The 24,907-nt window shown below is 63.7% G+C and carries 21 protein-coding genes and 2 tRNA genes; 16 read left to right on the top strand and 7 right to left on the bottom strand.

Features of this window, described 5'->3' with window-relative positions; translation table 11 throughout:
- Positions 1–8 precede the first annotated feature (8 nt).
- The 4 genes from LB555_RS06455 (at position 9) to LB555_RS06440 (ending at position 4,143) form a co-directional block, all read left to right on the top strand.
- Positions 9–2,198 carry a TonB-dependent hemoglobin/transferrin/lactoferrin family receptor gene (locus LB555_RS06455; protein ID WP_224682499.1) on the top strand — a complete coding sequence of 730 codons (2,190 nt, stop codon included), beginning with the start codon at positions 9–11 and terminating at the stop codon, positions 2,196–2,198.
- Positions 2,199–2,200: 2 nt separating this feature from the next.
- Positions 2,201–2,638 (top strand): hypothetical protein, encoded by a 438-nt coding sequence (locus LB555_RS06450; RefSeq protein WP_224682498.1) that lies wholly within the window; start codon positions 2,201–2,203, stop codon positions 2,636–2,638.
- A gap of 81 nt (positions 2,639–2,719) precedes the next feature.
- Positions 2,720–3,772 (top strand): TonB family protein, encoded by a 1,053-nt coding sequence (locus LB555_RS06445; RefSeq protein ID WP_318012989.1) that lies wholly within the window; start codon positions 2,720–2,722, stop codon positions 3,770–3,772.
- A gap of 56 nt (positions 3,773–3,828) precedes the next feature.
- Entirely contained in the window at positions 3,829–4,143 is a 315-nt protein-coding gene (locus tag LB555_RS06440; RefSeq protein ID WP_224682497.1) for an antibiotic biosynthesis monooxygenase family protein, read from the top strand.
- Between the two features lie 8 nt (positions 4,144–4,151).
- On the opposite strand, the gene putA is transcribed toward LB555_RS06440, so the two are convergent.
- Positions 4,152–7,760 (bottom strand): bifunctional proline dehydrogenase/L-glutamate gamma-semialdehyde dehydrogenase PutA, encoded by a 3,609-nt coding sequence (putA, locus tag LB555_RS06435; RefSeq protein WP_224682496.1) that lies wholly within the window; start codon positions 7,758–7,760, stop codon positions 4,152–4,154.
- A gap of 162 nt (positions 7,761–7,922) precedes the next feature.
- Between putA and LB555_RS06430 the strand changes: the two genes are divergently transcribed.
- Positions 7,923–8,375: an Lrp/AsnC family transcriptional regulator gene (locus tag LB555_RS06430; RefSeq protein WP_015317477.1), complete on the top strand. Its 453-nt coding sequence runs from the start codon at positions 7,923–7,925 to the stop codon at positions 8,373–8,375.
- A gap of 1 nt (position 8,376) precedes the next feature.
- On the opposite strand, the gene LB555_RS06425 is transcribed toward LB555_RS06430, so the two are convergent.
- Positions 8,377–9,576 carry a cytochrome-c peroxidase gene (locus tag LB555_RS06425; protein ID WP_224682495.1) on the bottom strand — a complete coding sequence of 400 codons (1,200 nt, stop codon included), beginning with the start codon at positions 9,574–9,576 and terminating at the stop codon, positions 8,377–8,379.
- Between the two features lie 7 nt (positions 9,577–9,583).
- Positions 9,584–10,033: a FixH family protein gene (locus LB555_RS06420; RefSeq protein WP_041163818.1), complete on the bottom strand. Its 450-nt coding sequence runs from the start codon at positions 10,031–10,033 to the stop codon at positions 9,584–9,586.
- Positions 10,034–10,184: 151 nt separating this feature from the next.
- Between LB555_RS06420 and LB555_RS06415 the strand changes: the two genes are divergently transcribed.
- A complete protein-coding gene (locus LB555_RS06415) occupies positions 10,185–11,108 on the top strand; it encodes a sugar kinase (protein WP_015317474.1) in 924 nt (307 codons plus the stop codon).
- 5 nt (positions 11,109–11,113) lie between these two features.
- Here LB555_RS06415 and LB555_RS06410 read toward each other — a convergent pair whose 3' ends face one another.
- From LB555_RS06410 to LB555_RS06400, 3 genes are all read right to left on the bottom strand, one after another.
- A complete protein-coding gene (locus LB555_RS06410; RefSeq protein WP_015317473.1) occupies positions 11,114–12,136 on the bottom strand; it encodes an aldose epimerase family protein in 1,023 nt (340 codons plus the stop codon).
- Between the two features lie 86 nt (positions 12,137–12,222).
- Entirely contained in the window at positions 12,223–13,680 is a 1,458-nt protein-coding gene (locus LB555_RS06405; protein WP_224682494.1) for an NAD-dependent succinate-semialdehyde dehydrogenase, read from the bottom strand.
- A gap of 183 nt (positions 13,681–13,863) precedes the next feature.
- A complete protein-coding gene (locus LB555_RS06400; RefSeq protein WP_015317471.1) occupies positions 13,864–14,814 on the bottom strand; it encodes an AEC family transporter in 951 nt (316 codons plus the stop codon).
- Positions 14,815–15,277: 463 nt separating this feature from the next.
- Here LB555_RS06400 and LB555_RS06395 point away from each other — a divergent pair, with 463 nt between their 5' ends.
- From LB555_RS06395 to LB555_RS06355, 9 genes are all read left to right on the top strand, one after another.
- Positions 15,278–15,826, top strand: a complete 549-nt coding sequence (locus tag LB555_RS06395) for a histidine phosphatase family protein (protein ID WP_015317470.1) — start codon at positions 15,278–15,280, stop codon at positions 15,824–15,826.
- Positions 15,827–16,055: 229 nt separating this feature from the next.
- Positions 16,056–16,129: transfer RNA gene (locus LB555_RS06390), tRNA-Tyr, on the top strand.
- 1 nt (position 16,130) lies between these two features.
- Positions 16,131–16,195 (top strand) — tRNA-Met (locus LB555_RS06385).
- A 357-nt stretch (positions 16,196–16,552) separates the two neighbouring features.
- Positions 16,553–17,695: a slipin family protein gene (locus LB555_RS06380; RefSeq protein WP_181174586.1), complete on the top strand. Its 1,143-nt coding sequence runs from the start codon at positions 16,553–16,555 to the stop codon at positions 17,693–17,695.
- Between the two features lie 177 nt (positions 17,696–17,872).
- Positions 17,873–18,154: an acyl carrier protein gene (locus tag LB555_RS06375; RefSeq protein WP_010909964.1), complete on the top strand. Its 282-nt coding sequence runs from the start codon at positions 17,873–17,875 to the stop codon at positions 18,152–18,154.
- A 55-nt stretch (positions 18,155–18,209) separates the two neighbouring features.
- Positions 18,210–19,400 carry a beta-ketoacyl-ACP synthase gene (locus LB555_RS06370; RefSeq protein ID WP_224682493.1) on the top strand — a complete coding sequence of 397 codons (1,191 nt, stop codon included), beginning with the start codon at positions 18,210–18,212 and terminating at the stop codon, positions 19,398–19,400.
- A gap of 44 nt (positions 19,401–19,444) precedes the next feature.
- Positions 19,445–20,716, top strand: a complete 1,272-nt coding sequence (locus LB555_RS06365) for a beta-ketoacyl-ACP synthase (protein WP_224682492.1) — start codon at positions 19,445–19,447, stop codon at positions 20,714–20,716.
- Positions 20,717–20,752: 36 nt separating this feature from the next.
- The gene (locus LB555_RS06360; protein ID WP_140615990.1) at positions 20,753–21,781 is read left to right on the top strand and encodes a zinc-binding dehydrogenase; all 1,029 of its coding nucleotides are present in this window, start codon (positions 20,753–20,755) and stop codon (positions 21,779–21,781) included.
- A gap of 126 nt (positions 21,782–21,907) precedes the next feature.
- Positions 21,908–22,891 carry a lipid A biosynthesis lauroyl acyltransferase gene (locus LB555_RS06355; protein ID WP_224682491.1) on the top strand — a complete coding sequence of 328 codons (984 nt, stop codon included), beginning with the start codon at positions 21,908–21,910 and terminating at the stop codon, positions 22,889–22,891.
- Between the two features lie 70 nt (positions 22,892–22,961).
- Here the strand turns inward: LB555_RS06355 and LB555_RS06350 are convergent, their stop codons facing one another.
- Positions 22,962–23,390, bottom strand: a complete 429-nt coding sequence (locus tag LB555_RS06350; protein WP_140714882.1) for a L,D-transpeptidase — start codon at positions 23,388–23,390, stop codon at positions 22,962–22,964.
- A gap of 216 nt (positions 23,391–23,606) precedes the next feature.
- Here LB555_RS06350 and LB555_RS06345 point away from each other — a divergent pair, with 216 nt between their 5' ends.
- The gene (locus LB555_RS06345; RefSeq protein WP_224682490.1) at positions 23,607–24,887 is read left to right on the top strand and encodes an acetylornithine deacetylase/succinyl-diaminopimelate desuccinylase family protein; all 1,281 of its coding nucleotides are present in this window, start codon (positions 23,607–23,609) and stop codon (positions 24,885–24,887) included.
- Positions 24,888–24,907: the final 20 nt, after the last annotated feature.

Here is a 24,907-nt window from a genome sequence, read left to right as displayed (position 1 = left end):
GTTGGGGCATGGGGTTGATAAGTTGGGAACGGCGCCGTCGGTGGGCGGCGAACGGTGCGGCGGCTTTGCTCGCAAGCGTGGCGGCGATCGCTCTATCCGCGCCATCGGCGCACGCGCAACCTGCGACGCAGGCGGCGAGCGAGCAGACGGATCAATCGAAGAAGACTGACCAGCAAAAGGCAGCCCCCGCGGGCGCTACGTTGCTCGACAGGATCCTGGTGCTCAGCCGCACCGGCGAAACGGCGATACAGTCGCTGGCCTCTGCCAGCCATGTCGACCAGGAACAGCTCGATCGCCGCATGGCGACAACGCCGAACGAGATGCTTTTCGGTGTGCCTGGCGTCGCTGCGCAGGCCGACGCCAGGCGCGTCAGCACCAGCATCAACATCCGCGGCCTGCAGGATTTCGGCCGCGTCGCGGTGATCGTCGATGGCGCGCGCCAGAATTTCCAGCGTTCCGACCACGGCACCCAGTCGACCTTCTACATCGATCCCGAGCTCGTCAAATCCGTCGACGTGATCCGTGGTCCCGTCGCCAACACCTATGGCTCGGGCGCTATTGGCGGCGTCGTCTTCTTCGATACCAAGGATGCGGTCGATTTCCTGAAGCCCGACGAGACCTGGGCCGGATCCGTCACCGGACGCTACGAGAGCAACGGCAAGGGCTGGACCACCAGCGCCACCGGTGCCTATCGCATCAATGAGAACTGGGACGTGTTGGGCAACATCGTTTACCGCGACTACGACAACTACAAGGACGGCGACGGCGACACCGTCAACGGCACCGGCTTCGACGTGCAGAGCGGCCTGTTCAAGACGACCATCCGGCCAACCGAGAACAGTGAGCTCAAGCTCGGCTGGGTCGGTTCGAGCGACGGCTGGGACGAGACCAGCGGCGGCGTGCCGGTCAACGATGTCGACCTGAAGTCGAACACCTTCACGGCCCGCTACAACATCACGGACGAAGACAAGAGCTGGCTCGATCTCCACATCAACACGTCCTACAACAAGACCAATCTCGACCTGACCAGTCTCGCGCCGCAGAATCGCTTCGATCCGGTGACCGGTCTTCCCGTGGTGCTGCCGGCAGGATCACTGTCGACATTCGATGTCGGCACGACCGGCATCGATATCTGGAACACGTCGCGGTTCGAAACGAACGGCATCGCGCATGAACTGACCTATGGCGGCGATTGGGTCGGCGACAACGTCAAGACGGGTGGCGCGGCCGGGGGCGACAGTTTCTACACGCCGTCGGGCAAGCGCGACGTGTCCGGCGCCTATGTCCAGGACAAGCTCACCTGGGACTGGCTCGAAGTCATCGCTGGCCTGCGCTACGACAGCTACAGCCTGAAGGATGACACGCATGATATTTCCGGCGACAGGCTATCCCCGCGCGTCACCGTCGGTGTCTCGCCGTTCGAGAGCGCCGGGCTTGCCGGTCTGCAATTCTACGGCACCTATGCGGAAGGCTACCGCTCGCCCTCGATCACGGAAACGCTGATCAGCGGCAATCATCCGGCCGGCGTCAGCTTCCCGTTCCTGCCCAATCCAAATCTGCGGCCTGAAACCGGCAAGACGACCGAGTTCGGCGTCAACTACAAGCAGAACGATATCTTCGAGCCGGGCGACGCCTTGCGCCTGAAAGCAGCCTATTTCAACAACGATGTCGACGACTATATCGACGGCGTAACGCTGTCGCCGTTCGCTCCAGGCAGTGGCTGCCCCTTCGGCCCCGGAATCCCGATCTGCTTCCAGTATCAAAATTTCGCCAAGGCCAAGATCAACGGCTTCGAGCTGGAAGGCGTCTATGACGCGGCATGGGGCTATGCCGGCTTCTCGGCCTCGATCACGGATGGCCACACCGTTTCCTACAAGGGTGTGGAAGCCGACCTCGCCACTATTCCCTCCTCTCAGGTCACCGCTCAGCTTGGCCTGCGTTTCCTTGAGGACAAGCTGACCGTCGGCGGTGAGGTGCAGTATAACGGCAAGCCGAAGGGCAATGCCGTTGCGACGGACTACACACTGGTCAATGCCTTCGCCAGCTATCAGGCGACCGACAATCTGAAAGTCGATTTCCGCGCCGACAATCTGTTCGACGTCAAATACGCCAATCCGCTGAACGGCAGCACCACGGTTGCGGTCTACGAACCCGGTATCACGCTGAAGCTAGCGGCAACCATGCGCTTTGGAGGCTGACCATGACGCCCTTGACGGCATCCCTTCGTTTGCTGACCTCGACGCTGGCGATGTCGCTGACGACAATTCCGGCGTGGGCTGAGCAGTCCGCGCCGGTCCTGACCCTCGAACTCAATGCCGCGCAGCCTTCCGGCAAGGGCTGCCGGCTGACCTTCCTGGTCAGCAACGATCTCGGCGCCGACCTGACCGAGGCGGCGTTCGAGATCGCTCTGTTCAACAAGGCCGGCATCGTCGACCGGCTGACCGTGCTCGACTTCAAGGACCTGCCGCACGGCAAGACCAAGGTGACACGCTTTGACCTGGCCGGCACCGACTGCACCAAGGTCAGCCGCGTGCTGGTCAACAGCGGAACGGATTGCGCTGGCACGGGCGTCGAACCAACTGCCTGCATGCGCAAGCTGAAGACGGACACCAGGACCGGCATCGCTTTCGGCGTCTGAAGTGGGACCGCATAAGAAAAGACCGTGGCAGGGCCGCTGGCCGGCTTCGATTGCTTACCGGTTGAGGCAGCCGATCTTGATTTGACAAGTCTGCGCGTATCGCTGCAATTTCGCGCCCGCGACATGCAGGAAATCAATCCACTCCCCGACGCTGGCAGCGAGTTGGCAATAGCGCCGGCAGAGCGACTTGCCCAGGCACGACCGCAAGCCAGCAACGGCAAGTGGCAGGCTGCGATCGCCATCTCCTGCCTGCTCCATGCCGGCGTGGCGGCGGCTTTTCTGATCTCGTCCGCCGGCAAGTTCGATTCCAGGGAGGCAGAGCAGTCGGAAGGCGGCGATCACAAAGGTGACAAGGTCGCCGGCAGTGCATTGGACAAGGACCCGGCGGCAATGAATGTCACGCTGGTGCCGCCCCCGCCGACGGCCAAGCCTCATCCGGCAAAGGCGGCCAGACCGGCGCCGACCGCACCTTCACAGCCCGCGCAGGAACCGGTGACACACGCTCCCGAGCCTGCCCGTGACGCCGCGAAGCAGGCTTCGGAGCCCTCGGCGGAACCGGTCAAACAGCCCGTGGCCACGCCGGACATACTGGTGGCGGCAACCCCGCGCCCGGATGACCAGAGCGTGGCTGCCAGGACAGAAACGCCGGCACAGCCGAACGCCCAGGCCGGAACCACCGAAATTCCTGTCACCGTTCCGGACCAACCGCCGATCCCCGTTGCAAGGCCAACTCCGGCGGCTGCCCCTGCCACTGCTGGAGCAGCGACTGAACGGAGCGGCACGGCCGATGGCCAGGACCGGCTGGCGGAAGCGGCCAGCAAGGGCAAAAGGCAAAAAGACCAAGGCAGCGCCGCGGAAGACAGCTACCGCGGCAACGTCTTTCGAAAACTCGGCAGCGTCAATCGTACTCTCCCGCCTTCGCTGCAACTGGCCGCGCGTAACAATGCGGTTGTGGCATTCGCCATAGGCAGGAAGGGCGACATAGACCAGTTGCGCATTCTGGAAAGCTCAGGATCGCCGACTTTCGACGAGGCCGCGCTTGGCATCGTGCGCAAGGCCGCTCCCTTCCCTCCAATTCCGTCACAGGCATCGAACCCGAGCTTGGAGTTCGAGGTCGGCATCGGCCCGTTTTGACTAGGCCCGGACAAACGTTGCGGCGCAACCATCAACATCCGCGTGAAAGGGACCCCATGTACATCGCCATGAACCGCTTCAAGGTCCAGACCGGCTCGGAGGGCAACTTCGAAGCCATGTGGAAGAACCGCGACTCCAGCCTGGCCGAGATGAAGGGTTTTCGCGAATTTCACCTGCTGCGCGGCCCGGTCAACGAGACCGAGGGCTACACGCTGTTCGCGTCGCACACGGTGTGGGCAAGTCACGATGATTTCGTCGCCTGGACCAAGTCGGAGAACTTCCGCGCCGCCCACCGGAATGTCGGCACGACGAAAGTCCACTATCTCGGCCACCCGCAATTCGAGGGCTTTTCCGTCGTCGAGGGCGCGTAGATGCCGACCTATGCGGCGGCCAAGAGGCTGGCATTGCCACCCGCGGCGGTCGTGTCGACGCAGACCGCCCGCTCATGCGCATAAGCCGCCGGATAAAGCACCTCGCTGACCAGCGGGACGATCGGCCCGCTGCGCTCGGCGATGACCTTGCGCACGATGCGCGCCGCCTCGGGCGTGCCTGAAAAAGCAACCACATCGACCCGCAGCGAGCGCGCCTCGACAGGATCGGGGCGGCCGTCGATGGCCGCCAGCGGCAGGCCTTTGCCGGTCAATGCCGAGAGCGCCGCCGGTGCGCCCGGTGCAACAGCCAGCACCGCATTGCCGGCGGCGAGCGCCTGGATGGTCTGCGCCAGCAGCGTGTCGCCGTCCGGCCCCAAGCACAGCACCCGGCCGCGCGGCGACAGCGACAGCGTGTTGGCCTCGCCGGTCGGCCCGGGCAGATCGACCTGGCCGAAATCAATGCTGGCGGCGGCTCCGATCGCGGCCGCGCCCTTGCCGCGAAGATGCTTCCTGAGGATGGCGACCCGGTCCGGCCGCGTCGACCAGCCGCCGAGAGCGGGATCGGGCAGATTGTCGGCCAGTTCGGTCGCCGTCACCTTATGGCCTTCGCCGACTTCCGTGCCCGCTTCAGGCCCTTTGCGGAAACGCCTGAGATAGTGCGGCCCGCCGGCCTTTGGCCCGGTGCCGGACAGGCCCTCGCCGCCAAATGGCTGCGAACCGACGACAGCGCCGATCTGGTTGCGGTTGACATAGATGTTGCCGGCATGGATGCCGTCGACGAAATGCTGCACCCGGCCCTCGATACGGGTGTGCAGGCCGAAGGTCAGGCCGTAGCCCTTGCGGTTGATGGCGGCGATGACGCTGTCGATCTGGTCGGCGTCGAAGGTCGCGACGTGCAGCACCGGACCGAACACTTCGCGCTCCATCTCCTCGATGCCCTTGACCCGGAAGACATGCGGCGCGACGAAGCGGCCATCCTTGGGCGCCTCAAGTTTAGCGATCAGCCGGCCCTGCAGGCCCATCGTCGTGCAATAATCGCGGATCGAACTTTGCGCGTCATCGTCGATCACCGGACCGACATCGGTCGAAATCCGCCAGGGATCCCCGACGTTGAGCGCCTCCATGGCGCCTTTCAGCATCTCCAGCATCTTCTTCTCGACGTCTTTCTGGACATAGAGCACGCGCAACGCCGAGCAGCGCTGGCCGGCACTCTGGAAGGCCGACGCGAGGATGTCACGCACCGCCTGCTCGGGAAGTGCCGTGGAATCGACGATCATGGCATTGAGGCCGCCGGTCTCGGCGATCAGCATGGCGTCCGGCGCCGCGGTCTCGGCCAATTGCTTTTCGATCAGCTTGGCGACCTCGGTCGAGCCGGTGAAGCAGACGCCGGCAATACGCGGGTCCGCTGTCAGCGGACCACCGACCGACGGGCCGTCCCCGGGCAGGAGTTGGATGACGTCTTCCGGCACGCCGGCCTCGCGCAGCATCTCGACGGCGCGGAAGGCGATCAGCGGGGTCTGCTCGGCTGGCTTGGCGATCACTGAATTGCCAGTGACAAGTGCTGCCGCGATCTGGCCGGTGAAGATGGCGAGCGGGAAATTCCACGGCGAGATGCAGGCGATGGCGCCGCGCGCTTGCGTGCCCGTTTCGGCGTTCGCCGCCTCGGTGGCGTAATAGCGCAGGAAGTCGACCGCCTCGCGCACTTCGGCGACGCCGTCGGCCAGCGATTTGCCGGCCTCGCGCGTGGCGAGCGCGAAGAACTCGACGGCATTGGCCTCGTAAAGATCGGCGGCACGGTTGAGGATAGCGGCACGCTCGGCGACCGGGCGTTTTGCCCACGCCGGCTGCGCCTCGACAGCGATGCGCACGGCGGTTGCGACCTGCTTGGCGGCGGCCTCGTGAACCGTGCCGACCACCTCGGAAGGCTTTGCTGGATTGAGGATCGGGCGCTGCTTGCCGTAGCCGGCGGCGCGCGTGATCGGCTTGGCGTGCCAGCGATCGGGACCCGCAAATGCCGCTCTGGACTGCTCGATCGCCGCCAGCGTCACCGTGTCGGTGATGTCGAATCCCTTCGAGTTGCGGCGCCCGATCCCAAAGATCTGGGAAGGCCGGGCAATCGCCGGATTGGCGGCGGGACCCTGGCTTTCAATCGTTTCCAGCGGATCGCGTGCGATATCCTCCGGCTCGACCTCCTCGTCGGTCAATTGGTGCACGAAGGAGGAGTTGGCGCCGTTTTCCAGGAGCCGGCGGACCAGATAGGCCAGCAGGTCCGAATGCGCGCCGACCGGCGCATAGATACGGCAACGCGTGCCTTCGGCCTTGCGCACCGTTTCGTGCAAAGCCTCGCCCATGCCATGCAGGCGCTGGAATTCGAAGGTGTCGCGACTGTCAGCCATCGACAGGATGGCGGCGACGGTGTGCGCGTTATGGGTGGCGAACTGCGGATAGATGCGGTCGGTCATGCCAAGCAGCTTTTTCGCGCAAGCCATGTAGGAGACGTCGGTGTTGGCCTTGCGCGTGAACACGGGATAACCGGCAAGCCCGAGTGTCTGCGCCCGCTTGATCTCCGTGTCCCAATAGGCACCCTTGACCAGCCGGACCATGATGTTGCGATTATGCTTGTTGGCCAGGGCATAGAGCCAATCGATGGTGAAAGCCGCGCGCGGACCATAGGCCTGCACGACGACGCCAAAGCCGTTCCAGCCGGCGAGTTCCGGCTCGGCCAGCACCCGCTCGATCACGTCGAGCGACAGGTCGAGACGATCCGCCTCCTCGGCGTCGATGTTGAGCCCCATCCGCGAATGCCGTGCGGCCAGGGCCAGCGACAACAGCCGCTCGGCCATCACAGGCAGCATCTCTTCCTTTTGCGCTTCTTCGTAGCGTGGATGCAGTGCCGAAAGCTTGACGGAGATGCCATGGTTCTGGCGGATATCTGGCCCGTTCGAGCCAGCATCGAGCGAGGAAATGGCGTCGGCATAGGCCTTGTGATAGCGCAGCGCGTCCGCCTCGGTGCGGGCCGCCTCGCCCAGCATGTCGAAGGAGTAGAGATAACCCTTCTGTGTCATCGGCCGGCCGCGCTTGACGGCTTCCGCGATCGTGCGGCCAAGCACGAACTGCTCGCCCATCTCGCGCATGGCGGCGGCCACTGCCTTGCGGATGACCGGTTCGCCCAGCCGGCGTACCATCGAGCGCAGCGTGCCTTCGATACCGCCCTCACCTTCCTCGAGCACGCGGCCGGTCAGCATCAGCGCCCAGGTCGAGGCGTTGACGAAGATCGAACTCGAACCGCCCGAATGCGCCGACCAGTCGTGCGGCGCGATCTTGTCGGCGATGAGGTCGTCCATCGTCTCTGTGTCGGGCACGCGCAGCAGCGCCTCGGCCAGGCACATCAGCGCCACGCCTTCCTTGGTGGAGAGGCCGTAGGCCGAGAGGAAGACTTCCATCAGCCGGGGATCGGACGAACCGCGCACCGCCCGCACCAGGTCGGCCGCACGCGCCGAGATCGCCTTACGGTCTCCGGCCGAAAGCCCGGCCGCCTCGGCTAATCGCTTAACCGCTGCGTCTTCGTCGGGCAAATAATTGGCGCGGATCTGCTGGCGGATGGCGTCGAGCGGCATGGCGGTCCTATGAGCAAGCACAAGGGTACGGGCCGGCGGTCACCGGACCGAATGGCGCAAGCTAGCACAAGTACCCGATTTCAGGCGGTCTGAAAAAATCGACAGGGCAGCTCGATTGACCTATCATGTCGCCGAAAATTGCTCATTCAGGCTGCAGTTTCGATGACAGAAGATCAATTGGACCGCATCGACAGGAACATCCTGTCGGCACTGGCCGGCAATGGCCGGCTTTCCATGTCGGAACTGGCGGTCAAGGTCGGCCTGTCGAAGACACCGGTGCAGGCGCGGGTGAAGCGGCTGGAGAAGGACGGCTATATCAGGGGATACCAGGCGATCATCGATCGCGAACGCATGGGCGAAGGCCATGTCGCCTTCGTGCAGGTGAAATTATCGGACACCCGATCCGCCGCGCTCGATGCCTTCAACCGCTCCGTACAAGCCGTGCCGGAAATCGAGCAGTGCCACATGATGGCGTCGAGCTTCGACTATCTCCTTAAGGTCCGCACGAAGGACATCGCCGCCTATCGCCGCGTGCTCGGTGAGCGCATCTCCGCCCTGCCCCACGTCGCCCAGACCTCGACCTTCGTGGCGATGGAGACGGTCAAGGACAGGTAACCTATTCCGATAGCGTCTTCAGGAACGCCACCAGTGCGGCGCGCTCGCGGTCCGAGAGCTCCAGCGGGTGAATTTCAGAACTGCCCTCGACGCTTGGCGCAGCCTTGGCATAGTGAGCGACGACCTCGTCGAGCGATGAAAACTGCCCGGCGTGCATGTAAGGCGGCCGCGTCGCCGCACCGCGCAGCGACGGCGTCTTGTAGGCGCGCACAAGTTCCGGCGCATCCTTGACCATGAAGCGCAGCTCGCCGCAGGCACTGGCCTCGCCATCGCGATAGGCTCCGAAGCAGTTGAACGGGTCGGCCTCGACCTGGGCCACCGCATCGACGCGCCCACGATCCGCCGGCAGGCCGGCAGCAGGCGGTACACCCGTGTTGTGAAAACCGTTGTCGCTGAAGCGCGGGCCGTTGTGGCAGCTCACGCAATTGGCCTTGCCGACGAACAGTTTCAACCCAAGGATTTCCTCCGTGGAAAAGACGGCATCGCCTTTCGGCTCGGCGCCTGTCGCAAGGTCCAGCGCAAAGCGGTCGAAGCGTGTCGGTGCCGGCTCGATTGAGCGTTCGAAAGCGGCGATCGCCTTGCCGATATTGGCATAGACGCCGTTGATTGCGTCGCGCTGCGCATCGCTCATCGCGTTCCAGGCGGTTTTTTCGGCATCGCTTCCAAGCGGGCTGGCATTTGGCGGAATGCTGGACAAATCAGGCAATGGCCCGAAGATGCGCTCATAGCGTTCGCCGAAACGCGCCTTCATGTAATGCGCGTAGGCAGCACGGTTTCCCGCCTGTTCCAACGGGTTTTCGAGCGGTGTCAGCGCCTGCGCCCACAGGCTGTCGCGTCGCCCGTCCCAGAAAAACCAGGGGTCGCGCGCCACGCCGGCCAGCGGCATGGTGCGCCGGTTGGTGTTGCCGACTCCGATCGCCTGCGGCAGGTCGTCCTGGAACTGCCGGTCGATCTTGTGGCAGGTCGAGCAGGACACCGTACCGTCGCGGCTCATCCCGACGTCGAAGAACAGCGTCGAGCCGAGCGCCGCCGCGGCCGGCTCATCGGCAAAGCGGTTGGTGGTATCAGGCTTCAGCGCCGGCAGCGTATTCAGCGCGAGCGATGCAATCGTCTTCTTCTCGGCATCGGAAAAATCCGGCTTGCCGCAACCGGCAAGGATGGCTGCCACCGTCAGTGCCAAAAAGCAGAAAAAGCGCCTCATCGACCGCTCACAGCACCACGTTGAACAGCACAGTGTCGGAGCCCGCGCCGGACGATATGGCGAAACGCAGTTGCCACCAGCCGCTCATGGTGAATTTCACCCCTTCGATGCGGTAGCGTCCCTCGCCTAGATAGTCGGTCGCCTGCGGGCTGGTCGGCAGACCGTGATTGTGTTGCGGCATGCCACCGGAGATGGCAATCGCGGCTCGCTCCACCGAGGCCCCCGTCTTTGTCTTCAGCGTCAGAAGCCAGGATTCCAGTTCGCCCTGCCGCACGACGCCCCGTTCCGGCACGAAACTCGCTACGTACAACCCGTTGTCGGTTTTTTTCGTCCGCGAGACATCCGGGCCGGCGGGCTGTGCCGAATGCGGCGCGGTCAGATAAACGGCCGCGAGAACGCCGACCAGCAAAGCAGCCAGACCAAGACCTGCCAGGAGATAACGCCATAACGATGCCAAACCGGTTCCTCTTTCGCAGATAACGTCCTGCCGGGCGGATCGCATCCCGCCAGCCTGTGGGAAAACGCTGTGGCGGAAAAAAGCCTGCTTGCCAAGCATGGCGCTGCGTTCGGCAAAAAGCTACAGCACCGAAAGCACTGGAGGATTGCAGATGGTGGGAAACGGCGTCGCCTCGATCGGCGAATGCATGCTGGAACTGTCGGGCCAGACCGGGCCGAACTGGCGCATGGGCTTTGCCGGCGACACGTTCAACACGCTGTGGGCGCTGCATGCCCTAAGCGCTGACCGGCCGGCAACCTATGTCTCGGCCTTCGGCGACGACCCTTTCTCGCAGGGCCAGATCGACTTCTTAGCCGAAAACGGCATCGGCATCGGCTCCAGTCCGGTCATACCGGGCGCGCGCCCCGGCCTCTATGCCATCACGCTGACCGGCGCCGAGCGCTCCTTCACCTACTGGCGCGGCGACGCCGCCGCCAGGCAGCTCGCCTCGGACCCGGCGGCACTGGCGAAAAACCTGGAAAATCAGGCGCTTGTGTACTTCTCCGGAATCACTTTGGCAATTCTCGATGAGGCCGCGCGCCAGACGCTGCTGGCCGCAGTGGCAAAGGCGCGCGCGGCGGGCTCGCTGATTGCCTTCGATCCCAACTATCGGCCGCGGCTCTGGCGTAACCGCGAGGACGCGCAAGCAGCGATTGCCCGGGCGCTTGCGGTTACCGACATCGCGCTGCCGACGTTCCCGGACGAGCAGATGCTGTTCGGCGATGACACACCGCAGGCGACCGCCGAGCGCCTCGGGCAATTGGTCAAGGAGGTCGTGGTCAAGAACGGCGAGGCACCGGCGTTGATTGGCAAGGGTGGAGCGCTGCGGGAGGTCGCCGCAATCCACGTGCCTGCGCCCGTGGACACGACCGGTGCCGGCGATTCCTTCAACGGCGGCTATCTCGCCGCACGGCTTGGCGGGATTGCCCCGGCGGACGCTGTCCAGCGTGCGCACCGCGTCGCCGCCGCCGTCGTGCAGGTCCGCGGCGCATTGGCGCCGTTCGAGACGCTACGGGCGGCGTTCGGCCAGTCCTGAAAAAGTCAGCCCTGCCGGAACCGATATTCCGTCACGTGGTGGTAGATCGCGCCAGGCCATAGCGTCGCCTGCGGGAAATACGGCCGGTTCGGCGCGTCGGGCCATATCTGCGGCTCCAGACAGAAGCCGCTGAAGGCCTTGTAACCCCGCCCTTCCAGGCCGGTGCGTGGCGTCACATATTGCCCGGTATAAAGCTGGACGCCGGGCTCGGTGGTCCAGACTTCCATCTCGACGCCGGAACTCGCCCCTTGCACCCAAGCTGCCTGCTTGAGCGGACCGCGCGCCGCGGCCAGGCAGAAATTCTGGTCGTAGGGTAACTGTTCGCCCTCGGTCTCCATGCGCAGCGGCCGCGCCTGGCGAAAATCGAAGGGCGTGCCGTCGACCGGCTTGACCACGCCGGTCGGGATCATGTCGCCGTCGACAGGCAGATAGGCGCCGGCGTTCAGCATCATCCTATGGTCGAGAATGTCGCCGGCACCGCCATCGTCGAGGTTGAAATAGGAATGCTGGGTGAGATTGCACGGCGTCGGCTCCTCGCAGGTCGCCGTCAATTCGACGCTGAGCGTGCCGGGAATTTTCAGCCGGTAGGTGCAGGTAACGTCGAGCGCTCCGGGAAAGCCCATCGCGCCATCGGGATCATGCAGCGTCAGCGTGACGAAGTCCCTGCCATGCAGCGAAACCGTCCATGGCCGGTGGGAATAGCCTTGCGAGCCGCCATGCAGCGTATGCTTGTCCAGGAAGTTGCGCTCGGTCTGATAGCGGTTGCCGCCAATTGTGAAACGAGCGTCGCCGATGCGGTTGGCGTAGCGCCCAACCACCGCCCCGAAGAAGGCAGTATCTGTCTCATACGCTTCCAGAGTGCTGTAGCCGAGAACCAGCGGCGCGTCATGCCCGGCCAGGCGCAGGTCCTGGACGATGGCGCCGAGCCCGATGATGTTGGCGGTGAGGCCGCCGCCCCTGATCGTGAAGCGGCGGACCGGTTCGCCTGCCTGCGTCGTGCCGAAAACCTCGCCGTCCTTCATCATCATGCCCGCAAACGTCAGTGGATCCAAAGGACTTCGGCTGGTTCTTCAGCCTCGAGGCAGGTGTACGAGCCTGCCTCCGGACTAGCCTATCAGAGGCCGAGGCCGCCGATGCACACATATTTGGTATCGAGGTAATCCTCGATGCCCTGATGTCCGCCTTCCTTGCCAAGTCCGGATTCCTTGACGCCGCCGAACGGTGCTTCAGGTGTGGTGATCAGCCCTTCATTGACGCCAACCATGCCGTATTTCAGGCCTTCCATGACCCGGAAGGCGCGGCCGAGATCGCCGGTGTAGAAGTAGCAGGCAAGGCCGAACTCCGTGTCGTTGGCGAGCGCCACGGCCTCTTCCTCGGTCTCGAACTTGAACACGGGTGCGACCGGCCCAAAAATCTCTTCCTTCATAAAGCGCATTTTCGGCGTCGCGTTGGCGATGACCGTCGGCTGGAAGAACGAACCGCCGAGCGCGTGGCGCTTGCCCCCGGCGACGACCTTGCCGCCCTTGGCCGTGGCGTCGGCGATCAGCTCCTCGACCTTCTCGACCGCCTTCTCGTCGATTAGCGGCCCCTGCTGGACGCCCTCTTCCAGGCCGGAACCAACCTTCAGCCCGTTGCTGGCCGCGGCGAGTTTCTCGACGAACTTGTCATAGACGCCAGCCTGGACCAGGAAGCGGTTGGTGCAGACGCAGGTCTGGCCGGAATTGCGATATTTGGCGGTGATCGCGCCGGCCACCGCACGCTCGATATCGGCGTCGTCGAAAACGATGAACGGCGCGTTGCCGCCGAGTTCCATCGATACCTTCTTGACGGTCACCGACGATTTCTGGATCAGGATCTTGCCGACTTCGGTCGAGCCGGTGAAGGTGATCTTCTTGACCAGCGGATTGGCGCAAATCTCGTCGCCGATCTCGCCGGCGGCGCCGGTCAGGATGTTGATGACGCCCTTGGGAAAGCTGACTTCCTCGGCAAGCGCCCCCCAGGCAAGGCCGGAATACGGCGTCTGCGAGGCCGGCTTGACGACGGCGGTGCAGCCTGCGGCAAGTGCGGGACCGAGCTTGCGGGCCAGCATCGAGGACGGGAAATTCCACGGCGTGATGGCGGCGATGACACCGACCGGTTCTTTCGTCACCAGGATGCGGCGGTCCGCCCATGGCGAGGGCACGACATCGCCATAAGTGCGGCGGCCTTCTTCGGCGAACCACAGGATGTAGGCGGCAGCCGAACCGATCTCGCCCTTGGATTCGAACAGCGACTTGCCCTGCTCGATGGTGAGCAGTTCGGCCAGCACGTCCTGATTGTCCATCATCGCATCATGCAGCTTGCGCAGCAGCTTCGAGCGCTCGAGCGCGGTCGTCTTGCGCCAGGTTTTGAAAGCTTCATCGGCGGCCTCGATGGCGCGGCGAGTCTCTGCCTTGCCCGACTTCGGTACGGTGCCGATCTTGAGGCCTGTAGCCGGATTGTTCACGTCGACCGTCTGGCCGCTGTCGGCCTGCACCCATTCGCCGTTGATGAGATTGGCCTGCCGCATGAAATGGCTGGTTTTCTGAAGCATGGTCTAGCCTCCGTTCGGCGCTCACGGGCCGCTATCTGGATGTCTTCGGTAAAGCGCAGGCAGGGCCGCGCGCTGGAGCCATTGCTCTTAACCTAGGGAAAGCCCCGCAAGCAATCGCAAGATGGCATATAGGGGTTGGACCAGCACAAGACGAGCGCGCCTTGGCGTACGGCGTCGCCAACCTTACCCGAAAACATGCAGGACAACCGTCAGCCAGAAAGCGGTGGTGATCGCCGCGCAGGCCGTGGCGATGGTCATCTGGTTCGATGCCAGCGCCTGGCCGGTGTTGAACTGCACCGCGATGAGATAGGAATTGATACCGGAGGGCAGCGCCGCCACCACGACCGCCACCTTGGCGGTCAGGGGCGGCAGGCCGAGCAGCCAGACGAAGGCAAGAACCAGTGCCGGCATCAGGAACAGTTTGAGCGCCGAAAGCGCCAACGCCGGCCGCACATTGCCTGATATCCCGAAGCGGCGCAGGCTGAGCCCCATGGCAAACAGCGCCACCGGCCCGGCGGTGTTTGCCATGGCCTCGACCAGCCGCATCACAAGAGCCGGCAACGGCACGCCGCCGAGCCGCCATGCGAGACCCAGCAGAATGCCGATGATCAAAGGGTTGATGAACAGCCGCTTGAGGAAACTGTGCAGGACCCGCAGCGGATGCACATGCTCGCCACTGCCGCGGCCGAACATTTCGAACAGCACGATAGAGGCCATCATCATGATCGGCAGGTGCACGCAAACCAGCAGCGACAGCACTTCGAAGCCGCTCGGGCCGAATATGCCGAGGATGAAGGGGGCGCCGAGCAGCACGATGTTGGAGAAGGCCGACGAGACGCCTCCGACAACGCCGGCGCGGGCATCCCGCCCGAATATCCGCGTGATGACGAGATGGCCGGCGGCCCAGGTGATCGCCGCCGCCGTGAAATAAGCACCCCACAGCGGCCAGGGCGCCACGCCATGGAAATCCGCCGTCACCATGGTCTGGAAGAGAAGCAGCGGCATGGCCACGCTGACGGCAAAGTCGGATATCCCCTCGCCGCTCGCCGGTCTCAAATAGCCCGTCAGCCCGGCGAGATAGCCGAGCGCGACAAGACTGAAGACGAACAGGACGGTTTCGGTAAGCGGAGACATTTTTCAGGGATAGGCGAGCCACGGTCGCGGCGCAATCGCGCCCGATCATGCTGCTCGATGCCTGCCGCACCAATCCGTGCCGATGCCATCGTGCGGCGCGCGCCAAACCGCCTCGGCCGAGCCGATCGGAGCTGGCGGGCTGGAACCGGTGCGCGGCGCCAAGGCCCTCGGCAACGCGCAAAGGCCGATGCGAGCCTCGGCATTGTGATCGGCTTCGCCGCGGAACCGACCGTTCGGCGATGTATGGCGCCGCTGGTGAAAACAGCCCTACGCGGCGGCTCTGCCGCATCATCTCGCGGCGATGAAAGGTACCGAGTTCCGCTCGGTGATCGATCTGGTGAAGCAGCAGCTCGCCAAATGTGAGGCGTGAGACACGGCTGACGCCCGGCTTGTCTTTGTGCCTGCTTTCCAATCCTTATATGCGAATGGTTGGAGCCCGACACGGGAGCATGGAAGGGTGGCGATGATCCGGTTAGCCTTGGCGTTGTTCCTGCTTGTCGTCCCCGCCGCCGCGCACGCGACGGACGCCGGCTGGGCGCTGCTGCGCGATGGCGGCCATGTCGTGCTGCTGCGCCACGCTATGGTCACCGGCACCACCGACCCGGCCAATTTCGACATCGGCAATTGCGCCACCCAGGTCAATCTGTCGGCGCGCGGCAAGCAGCAGGCAAGCAAGATCGGCGCCCTGTTTGCCGCCCGCGCGGCTCCCATCGAGCGCATTTTGTCCAGCCGCTATTGCCGCTGCCTCGACACCGCGCGCACCGCCTTCGAAGCCGAGCCGGAGCTGTTCGCACCGCTCGATCTCCTGAAGGGTGACGATGCGCAGAAAGCAGCGCAGATCGCGGCCATCATGAAGGAAATCCGCGCCTATTCCGGCTCCGACAATCTGGTCCTGGTCACCCATCTCGAAAACATCGTGGCGCTGACCGGCGTGTCGCCGCGCGAAGGCGAAGCAGTGGTGGTCGAGCCGCAAGGCGACGGCTTGCGCGTACTCGGCCGCGTCACCTTCTGAGACAACTGCTCCCGAACGCGGGCGCGGCAATGAGTGTTGCCGAAATGCCACCGCCGAAAGAAGCCGCGAATTCGGCACGACAATGTCGCTTGCGACAACCCGTCGCAGGGGCTATAGGCGCGCTCCCGGTCACGAAAACCGAAGCGAGCACAACGGTTGGAGCTTTCGTCTCCGCCCGTGCAGACGGCTTTGCCGCCCTGTATACGGCGCCGCTTTGGGGATTGGGATCGCGGATGTAGCTCAACTGGGAGAGCGCCGGACATAATCCGGAGGTTGTGGGTTCGAGTCCTGTCGTCTGCACCACGGATAGCTCAGTTGGTAGAGCATCAGACTCATAATCTGATTGTCGAAGGTTCGATTCCTTCTCCATTGGCTTGATAAGCCAGCACCCTGCCAGGTGTTATCTGAAACGGTCCGGGGACTGGAATGCTGAAGACGTGACGGACGGCCGAAGCCTTCGGGCCAGGACGTATCGAAAGGTCCGATGCCATCGGCTCGCGGCCAGGCTCGCGGTGATGGTCAAGGCGCAGTGTCGCCGGCAAGGGAGGCTCGCCTCCGGCGCCCGCTTCGCTGCCCCGCGATCCGCTCCCGCAGGCCCGCCGCGCATCGATGCCACCAGTCCCCGGATCATTCGTGTCCGGAATTGGAAGTGAAACGAGAAACGAAGGGAAGATCGACGCATGACGTGACGCCTCGCATGGGGCCATGCCCGACAGGAGTAAGACAATGACTATTCTCGATACAGTTCTTGGGCGCGAGCGCGTCCTCGTTAGGGAAAACGAACGTGCCCTCACTCTCTACAAGGGAGAGATCAAGGCTGTCCTGCTGCCGGGTGAGCACTGGCTCGCCAACCGGAACCAGAGCCTTGAGGTGTCCCGGCACGATCTGAAGAGCCCGGAATTCGTTTCGGCGTACGAGAAGGCGTTGTTCGACAAGCTCCCGGACGTGGCCGCGCGTCATTTCACCGTCGTGCGCACCGGGCGCACGGAAGTTGCCGTCATCGAGCGTGACGGCAACCTGCATTCCGTGCAGGCCCCCGACCGTAAGCTGGTACTGTGGACCGATGCCGGACCGTGGAAGGTGACGGTGATCGACACCTCGGCCGATCTTGCCATCGATCCGGCTGTCATGCGCCGGCTCGGCCAGGCTCGGAAGGCGGAATTGATGTCCGTTCACCCGGTTGTCGACGGCCAGGCCGGGCTGCTGTTCATCGACGGTGTCCTTGTGCGGACGCTTGCCGCTGGCGTGCACGGCTTCTGGAACGTCGGACGGATGGTGCAGATCAAGGTCGTCGACCTCAAGCGCCAGTCGCTCGATGTCGCCGGGCAGGAAGTGCTGACCAGGGATCGCGTCACGATCCGCGTCAACATCGCGGCCGAATACCGGGTCATCGACCCGGTCAAGGCGGTGAGTGCGGTGAAGGACTTCTCCGAGGCCCTCTACCGCGCCCTGCAGTACGCGTTCCGCAAGACGCTGGGCGCGCTCACGCTCGACCAGATCCTCGAAAAGAAGGTGACGGTCGACGAGGAAGCGGCGGCCAAGGTCCGTGCCGACATGGCCGAGATCGGGGTCGAGGTCAGCGATATCTCGCTCAAGGATGTCATCCTGCCGGGTGAGATGCGCGAGATCCTCAACCAGGTGGTCTCGGCCGAAAAGCAGGCCGAGGCCAACGTCATCCGCCGCCGCGAGGAGACGAACGCCACGCGTTCCCTGCTCAACACGGCCAAGGTGATGGCGGAGAACCCGGTGATGCTGCGGCTGAAGGAGCTCGAGGCTCTGGAAACCATCGCCGGCAAGGTCGAGCGACTGACCGTCCACAACGGAACGGTCGGGCTGCTGAACGACCTTGTCAAGCTCCGCGACAGCTGAGCTTACGTAGCGTCAACGGAAGGGGGGGGGGGGGTCGACCGGCGGCCCTTCTTGCGTTTCCTGGGCATCCTACCCATCTGCGCCCGGCTTAACAGGCCTTTTCCTGCCGGGAAAAACCGATTAGACAGCGCCCAAACGAATGCGGACAGATTCCGCCCGCAAAGAAGGAAAAGCCCCTTGTCTACAACGTTCGACAAAGTCGCCAAGATCATTGCCGACACCAGCGAGATCGATATCGACACCATCACGCCCGAGAGCCACACCATTGACGATCTCGGCATCGACAGCCTCGACTTCCTGGACATCGTGTTCGCCATCGACAAGGAATTCGGCATCAAGGTGCCGCTGGAAAAGTGGACCCAGGAAGTCAATGACGGCAAGGCTTCGACCGACGATTACTTCGTCATGAAGAACCTGTGCGCCAAGATCGACGCGCTGGTTGCCGCCAAGACCGCCTGAGGTCATCAGGGCGCGTGACTTGACGCGCTCCGTCACCTGACCCACAAAGCCGCTCATGAGCAGCCCCCACGACGTCGTCATCACAGGTATCGGCCTTGTTTCCTCGCTGGGGGAAGGTCCTGACGCCCATTGGCAAAAGCTGGCGCAACCGGGCCGGGAGCCGGTGCTCGAGGCCGGGCGCTTCGCGCCCTACACGGTTCATCCACTGCCCGAGATCGACTGGAACCTGCAGATCGCCAAGCGCGGCGATCAGCGGCAGATGGAGACATGGCAGAGGCTCGGCACCTATGCCGCGGGCCTCGCGCTCGACGACGCCGGCATCAAGGGCAATGACGAACTCTGCACCACCATGGACATGGTTGTGGCGGCCGGCGGCGGCGAGCGCGACGAAGCGGTCGACGCCGACATTCTAGCCGCTTCGGAAAACCGGAACGACCGCGACGTGCTGCTCAACGAGAAGCTGACCACCGAATTGCGACCGACGCTTTTCCTGGCGCAGCTTTCCAATCTGCTCGCCGGCAACATCTCCATCGTCCACAAGGTGACCGGCTCGTCCAGGACCTTCATGGGCGAGGAAGGCGCTGGCGTCTCCGCCGTCGAGACGGCAGCCGCGCGCATTCGCTCCGGCCAGTCGACGCACATCCTGGTCGGCGGCGCCTTCCAGACGGAACATTCCGACATGCTGCTCGGCTACGAGCTGGCCGGTTATCTGCATCGCGGCCCGTGGAAGCCCGTCTGGCAAAGGCAGGGCGCCGAGGGCGGCGGCGTGGTCTCAGGTTCCGGCGGTGCCTTCCTGGTGCTTGAGCAGCGCGAACACGCGGCAAGCCGCGGACGCAAGATCTACGCTGAACTCGGCCCCGTCGTCTCCGGCCGCGCCAGGCGCGCGCGCGGAGAACTCGACGCCGAGATCGCTCTCCTGCTCAAACAGGCGCTGCCGCTGAACGGCAAGCTGCTCGCCATGTCGGGAGCATCGGGCGCGCATGCGGCAACATCGGCCGAAAAGGCGGCGCTCGACGCCAATCCGGCGATATCGGCGCGCGGTTTTACAACGTTGACCGGGCACATGAAGGAAGCGCAGTTTCCCTTCGCCGTAGCGCTGGCGGCACTCGCGGTCGACCGCAAGGCCGCCTACCCTGTCTTTGACGCCACGGCCGAAAAGCCGTTTGAAGGCATTCCCGCGAGCGTCCTTGCAACGGCGATCGGCTATCACCAATTCGAGGGCATGGCGCTGGTCAACGCCGCTTGAGGCGGCGTCTGGCGAACGCACTGCAGAGATAAGAGGGCTCCCGGATGGCCAATTTCAGAGATCACATGGGCAGGCCCGTGGTTGCCGTCACTGGTATCGGTGTGGTGACCTCGCTCGGCGTCGGCAAATCAGACAATTGGGCCGCGCTGACCTCGGGCAAGTCGGGCATCCACCCGATCACCCGCTTTCCGGTCGATCACCTCAACACACGGATCTCCGGCATGGTCGATTTTCTGCCGTCGAGCTCCAAGGGAGCAAGCCTTCTCACCTATGAACTGGCGGAAACCGCGGCTCAGGAGGCTGTTGGCGAAGCCGGCCTGAATTCCGGCGATTTCGGAGGCCCTCTCTTCCTCGCCTCGCCGCCGGTCGAACTCGACTGGCACGATCGCTTTTCGCTCTACAATTCCGACAAGCAGGATTCCGGCGCCGAAAGGCTGCTGCGCGTGGCGCGCGGCCTGAAGGAACTCGATCTCTTCGAAACCACCCAGTTCGGCTCGATCGCCGACCGGCTCGCCGACCGGTTCGGCACGCGTGGCCTGCCGATCACGCTCTCGACGGCTTGCGCCTCGGGCGCCACCGCCATCCAGCTCGGCGTCGAGGCGATCCGCCGTGGCGAATGCGACCGGGCGCTGTCGATCGGCGCCGACGGCTCGGCGACCGCCGAGGCGCTGATCCGCTTCTCGCTGCTGTCGGCGCTCTCCACCCACAACGACAATCCGGAAAAGGCTTCCAAGCCGTTTTCCAAGGACCGTGACGGCTTCGTTTTGGCCGAGGGATCCGGCGCCCTGGTGCTGGAATCGCTGGAGGCGGCGCTTGCCCGTGGGGCCGCCGTTCTCGGCATCCTCAGCGGCTGTGGCGAAAAGGCCGACGATTTCCACCGCACGCGCTCCAAGCCGGATGGGTCGCCGGCGATTGCCGCTGTCCGGGCCGCACTTGCCGATGCGGGTCTCGGCGAAGACGAGATAGACTATGTCAACGCACACGGCACCTCGACGCCGGAAAACGACAAGATGGAGCACCTGTCGCTGTCGACGGTGTTTGGCGAGCGCATCGGCTCGATGCCGATCTCGTCCAACAAGTCGATGATCGGCCACACGCTGTCGGCGGCGGGCGCGGTCGAAGCGGCGTTTTCGCTGATGACGATGCGCGAAAGCGTCATTCCTCCGACCATCAACTATGACAATCCTGACCCGGCGATCGTGCTCGACGTCGTGCCGAACAAGAAGCGCGATGCGCAGGTTCGCTCCGTTCTGTCGAACTCCTTCGGCTTTGGCGGCCAGAACACTTGCCTTGTCATGGCGCGGGAACCGGTCTAAGCGAGCCCTTTCCGCTTAACAGAACCGACAGGCTCCATGCGCGCACTGCAACTTATCGAGGACCGCCGCCTTGAAACGGTGGACCTGCCACCCCCGCCGCCTCCCGCGCTTGGCGAAGTGACGCTGCGCATCAAGGCGGTGGCGCTGAACCACATCGACGTCTGGGGTTGGCGCGGCATGGCCTTCGCCAAGCGCAAGCTGCCGCTGGTCGTCGGCGCCGAGGCCTCCGGCGAGGTAGAGGCTGTCGGTCCCGGCGTTTCCAGCCTGCTGCCCGGACAATTGGTATCGATCTACGGCGCGCGCACCTGTGGCCTCTGTCGTGCCTGCCGCGAAGGCCGCGACAATCTGTGCGAGCATGTTTCGGGCGTTCACGGCTTCCATCTCGACGGTTTCGCGCAGGAGAAGATCAACCTGCCGGCGCGCCTGCTGGTCCCCGCCCCGCCCGGTGTGACCGATATCGGGGCCGCGGTGGCGCCCGTTACCTTCGGCACCGTCGAGCACATGCTGTTCGACAATGCCAGGCTGCAGCCCGGTGAGACGATCCTCGTCCATGCCGGCGGATCCGGCATCGGCTCGGCGGCCATCCAGCTGGCCAAGCGGATGGGCTGCACGATCATCACCACGGTCGGCTCGAACGACAAGATCGACAAGGCCAAGGCGCTCGGCGCCGACCATGTCATCAACTACCGCGACGATCGTTTCGAGGGCGTCGTGCGCAAGCTGACGAAGAAGAAAGGCGTCGACGTGGTGTTCGAGCATGTGGGCACCGACACCTTTGCCGGTTCGATGCTGTGCCTGAAGCGCGGCGGTCGCCTTGTGACCTGCGGTTCGACCTCCGGCGTGTCGACTCAGATCAACCTGATGCAGCTCTTCCAGCAGCAGTTGAAACTGCTCGGATCCTTCGGTTGCCGGATGGAGAACATGGCCAACGCCATGCAGAAGATGGCCGCGGGACAGGTCGCTCCGGTAATCGACACCGAGGTCGGCTTCGACGATATCGATGCCGCGCTGAAGCGCATGGAAGGCCGCGACGTCTTCGGCAAGATCGTCCTGCGCGTCGCCTAGAGTCGGATGATTTCAGGTCGAATTGACCTGAAATCTGAATCCGCCTCTAAATCAAGGAATAGAGCATGATGTCATCCGAAAACCGCTTCACACTTTTCGGCATCATGCTCTAGAGCCTCGATTTCCGTGCTCAAGAAGCTTCGCCGCGATCTGAAATTTCGCTATGGCAGACAATTGCGCCAGGTGAATTACTGGTTTGTTGCGCGTCTCGCGATGGTCATCATGTCGCTGCTGCGCCTGCTGCCGGTCGACAGCGCGCTGAATTTTGCCGACCGCACCGCACGCCTCATCGGTCCAAGGGTCGGACGCCACCAGGTCGCCCTCGACAATCTGCGCAAGGCCTATCCGGAAAAGAGCGAGGACGAAATCCGGGCCATCGCCTCCGACATGTGGGGCAACATGGCCCGCCTTGCCGCTGAATACATCTTCCTCGACGCCCTGTTCGACTATGACCCAGTGGCCGGAAAGTCCGGCCGTATCGAGGTCAAGGGAACAGAGCATTTCGTGGAGATCGCGGCCGAGAAGCAGCCGCACATCGTCTTCACCGGCCATCTCGGCAATTTCGAGCTGCTGCCGGTGGCGGCCGCGACCTTCGGCATGAACATCACGGCGCTGTTTCGGCCGCCCAACAACCCCTACCTCGCCGACTACATCCTTTCGACAAGGCGATCGACCATGGGAGGCTTGCTGCCTTCGATGGCCGGTGCCTCGTTCGCGCTGGCGGGGGTGTTGGAGAATGGCGGCAATATCGGCGTTCTCGTCGACCAGAAATTCTCCAACGGCCTGGACACGACCTTCTTCGGCCGCCCCTGCCAGAGCAACCGCGTGCTCGGCACCCTTGCCCGCCACTATGACTGCGACGTCTATCCGGCGCGTTGTATCAGGTTGCCGGGCAACCGCTTCCGGCTCGAGATCGAGGACAAGTTGGTCCTGCCGCGCACCGCCGACGGCAGCGTCGATGTCCACGCCACCACCCAGATGCTGAACGACGTCGTCGAGCGCTGGGTCCGAGAGGATCCAGGCCAATGGATGTGGTTCCACAAAAGGTGGGAGATCAGCAAGTGGCGGCGGAAAAACCGCACCAAGCCGGCTCCCGTCTCAAACACCTGAGCAAGCCGCTGGCGGGAACGTGAGTTCCTCCGCCAGCAAACAAAGCCTGTATCAACAAATCGCCAATTGCCTAATTGGTAACGACGATGCGCGTATTGCCGAAGCCCACTTCGCGGACCATTGAATAGAAGGCCGCGGCATTGGCTGTATGCAGCCTTACGCAGCCATGCGAAGCCGGACGGCCGAGCTGCCTGACGGCGCCCGTTCCATGGATGGCATAGCCGCCACGGAAGAACACCGAGTACGGCATCGGCGACATGTCGTATTTGCGCGAATACCACATCCGCGCCGTGCGCTGCGGCCGGTAGGTGCCGCGCGGCGTGAAATAGCCCGGACGGGCGGTCGAGACGGCCCACCGATAGACAGAATCGCCATAACGAACCGTCATTGTCTGCGACGACACGTCGATGTTCGCCACCAATGTGGCCGCCTGACTTGCGGCCGATGCGCCAAACAGCGCAACGACCAATACTGCTGCCTTGAGAAATGACATTTTCATGCGATCAAACCCCTTTGATTGCCCTTGCCTGCTCGCCATCACGTTGTTTTTCACGTTTTTAATGGCGGTGAACAGATAACACACAGTCTTTGACCAATTCGCCAATCCAAAGCAGTGAATTTGAACGATTTCCCGCGATAGTTGCCACAGCGACACGTTGCACGGATTTGATCGACGGGCTTGCAAAACCACTGGGATCGCTGCTCAACTCGCGGCATGAACGGGCGACTCCTCAAGGCAATCGACATCAGGCGCGACGAGTTGGTGGCGCTGACCGCCGACCTGATCCGCTTTCCGACCATAAATCCACCCGGCGAAGCCTACGGACCATGCGCCAACTATATCGGTGCGCGGCTAAGGAAGAGCGGCTTCGAGACCGAGTTCATCCGCGCCGACGGCACGCCCGGGGACACCGATCGCTATCCGCGCATCAATGTCGTTGCGCGGTTTGATGGACGGTCACCTGGTGCCTGCGTCCATTTCAATTCGCATATCGACGTTGTCGAAGCCGGCGACGGCTGGACCGTCGATCCGTTCGCCGGCATCGTCAGGGATGGCAAGGTCTATGGACGCGGCGCCTGCGACATGAAGGGCGGCCTCGCCGCCTCCATCATCGCTGTCGAAGCCTTTTTGGAAGTCTTTCCCGACTTTCCCGGCGCCATCGAGATCTCGGGAACGGTCGATGAGGAATCCGGCGGCTTCGGCGGCGTCGCCCATCTGGCCGGGCTCGGCTATTTCTCGAAACCCAGGGTCGATCACGTCATCATTCCCGAGCCTCTCAACAAGGACCGCATCTGCCTCGGCCATCGCGGCGTCTGGTGGGCGGAAATCGAGACCAAGGGTGAAATCGCGCACGGCTCGATGCCGTTTCTCGGCGACAATGCGGTGCGCCATATGGGCGCGGTGCTGCAGGCATTCGAGGACGAACTGTTCCCGGCACTCGACCTCAAGGTCACGCGCATGCCAGTGGTGCCGGAAGGCGCCAGGCGCTCGACCATGAACATCAATTCCATTCACGGCGGCCAGACCGAGGATTTCCGCCCCGGCCTGCCCTCCCCCAACGTGCCCGATTCCTGCCGTCTGACCATCGACCGCCGCTTCCTTCTCGAGGAGGATCTGGCCACGGTCAAAGCCGAAGTGACCGGCATTCTCGACCGGCTGAAGCGCGAGCGCAAAAAATTCGACTACGAGATCCGCGATCTGATGGAAGTACTGCCGCTGATGACCGAGCGCGACGCGCCCGTCGTCAAGGCGGTGGCGCAAGGCATTCATGCGATCTTCGACCGCGAGCCCGACTACGTCATTTCGCCCGGCACCTACGACCAGAAGCACATCGCCCGCATCGGACATATCCACGACTGCATCGCCTATGGCCCGGGCATTCTCGACCTCGCCCATCGGCCGGACGAGTGGGTCGGCATATCGGACATGGTGGAATCGGCCAAGGTGATGGCGATCGGGCTCAACGTGCTGCTGCGCGGCACGGCCACGGGATAAGCCTGCATCGCGATAAGCTT

The organism is Mesorhizobium sp. BR-1-1-10 (assembly GCF_020165595.1).
Taxonomy (GTDB): domain Bacteria; phylum Pseudomonadota; class Alphaproteobacteria; order Rhizobiales; family Rhizobiaceae; genus Mesorhizobium; species Mesorhizobium australicum.
The sequence above is the reverse complement of the archived record's forward strand: the minus strand, read 5'-3'. Positions and strand labels throughout refer to the sequence as shown.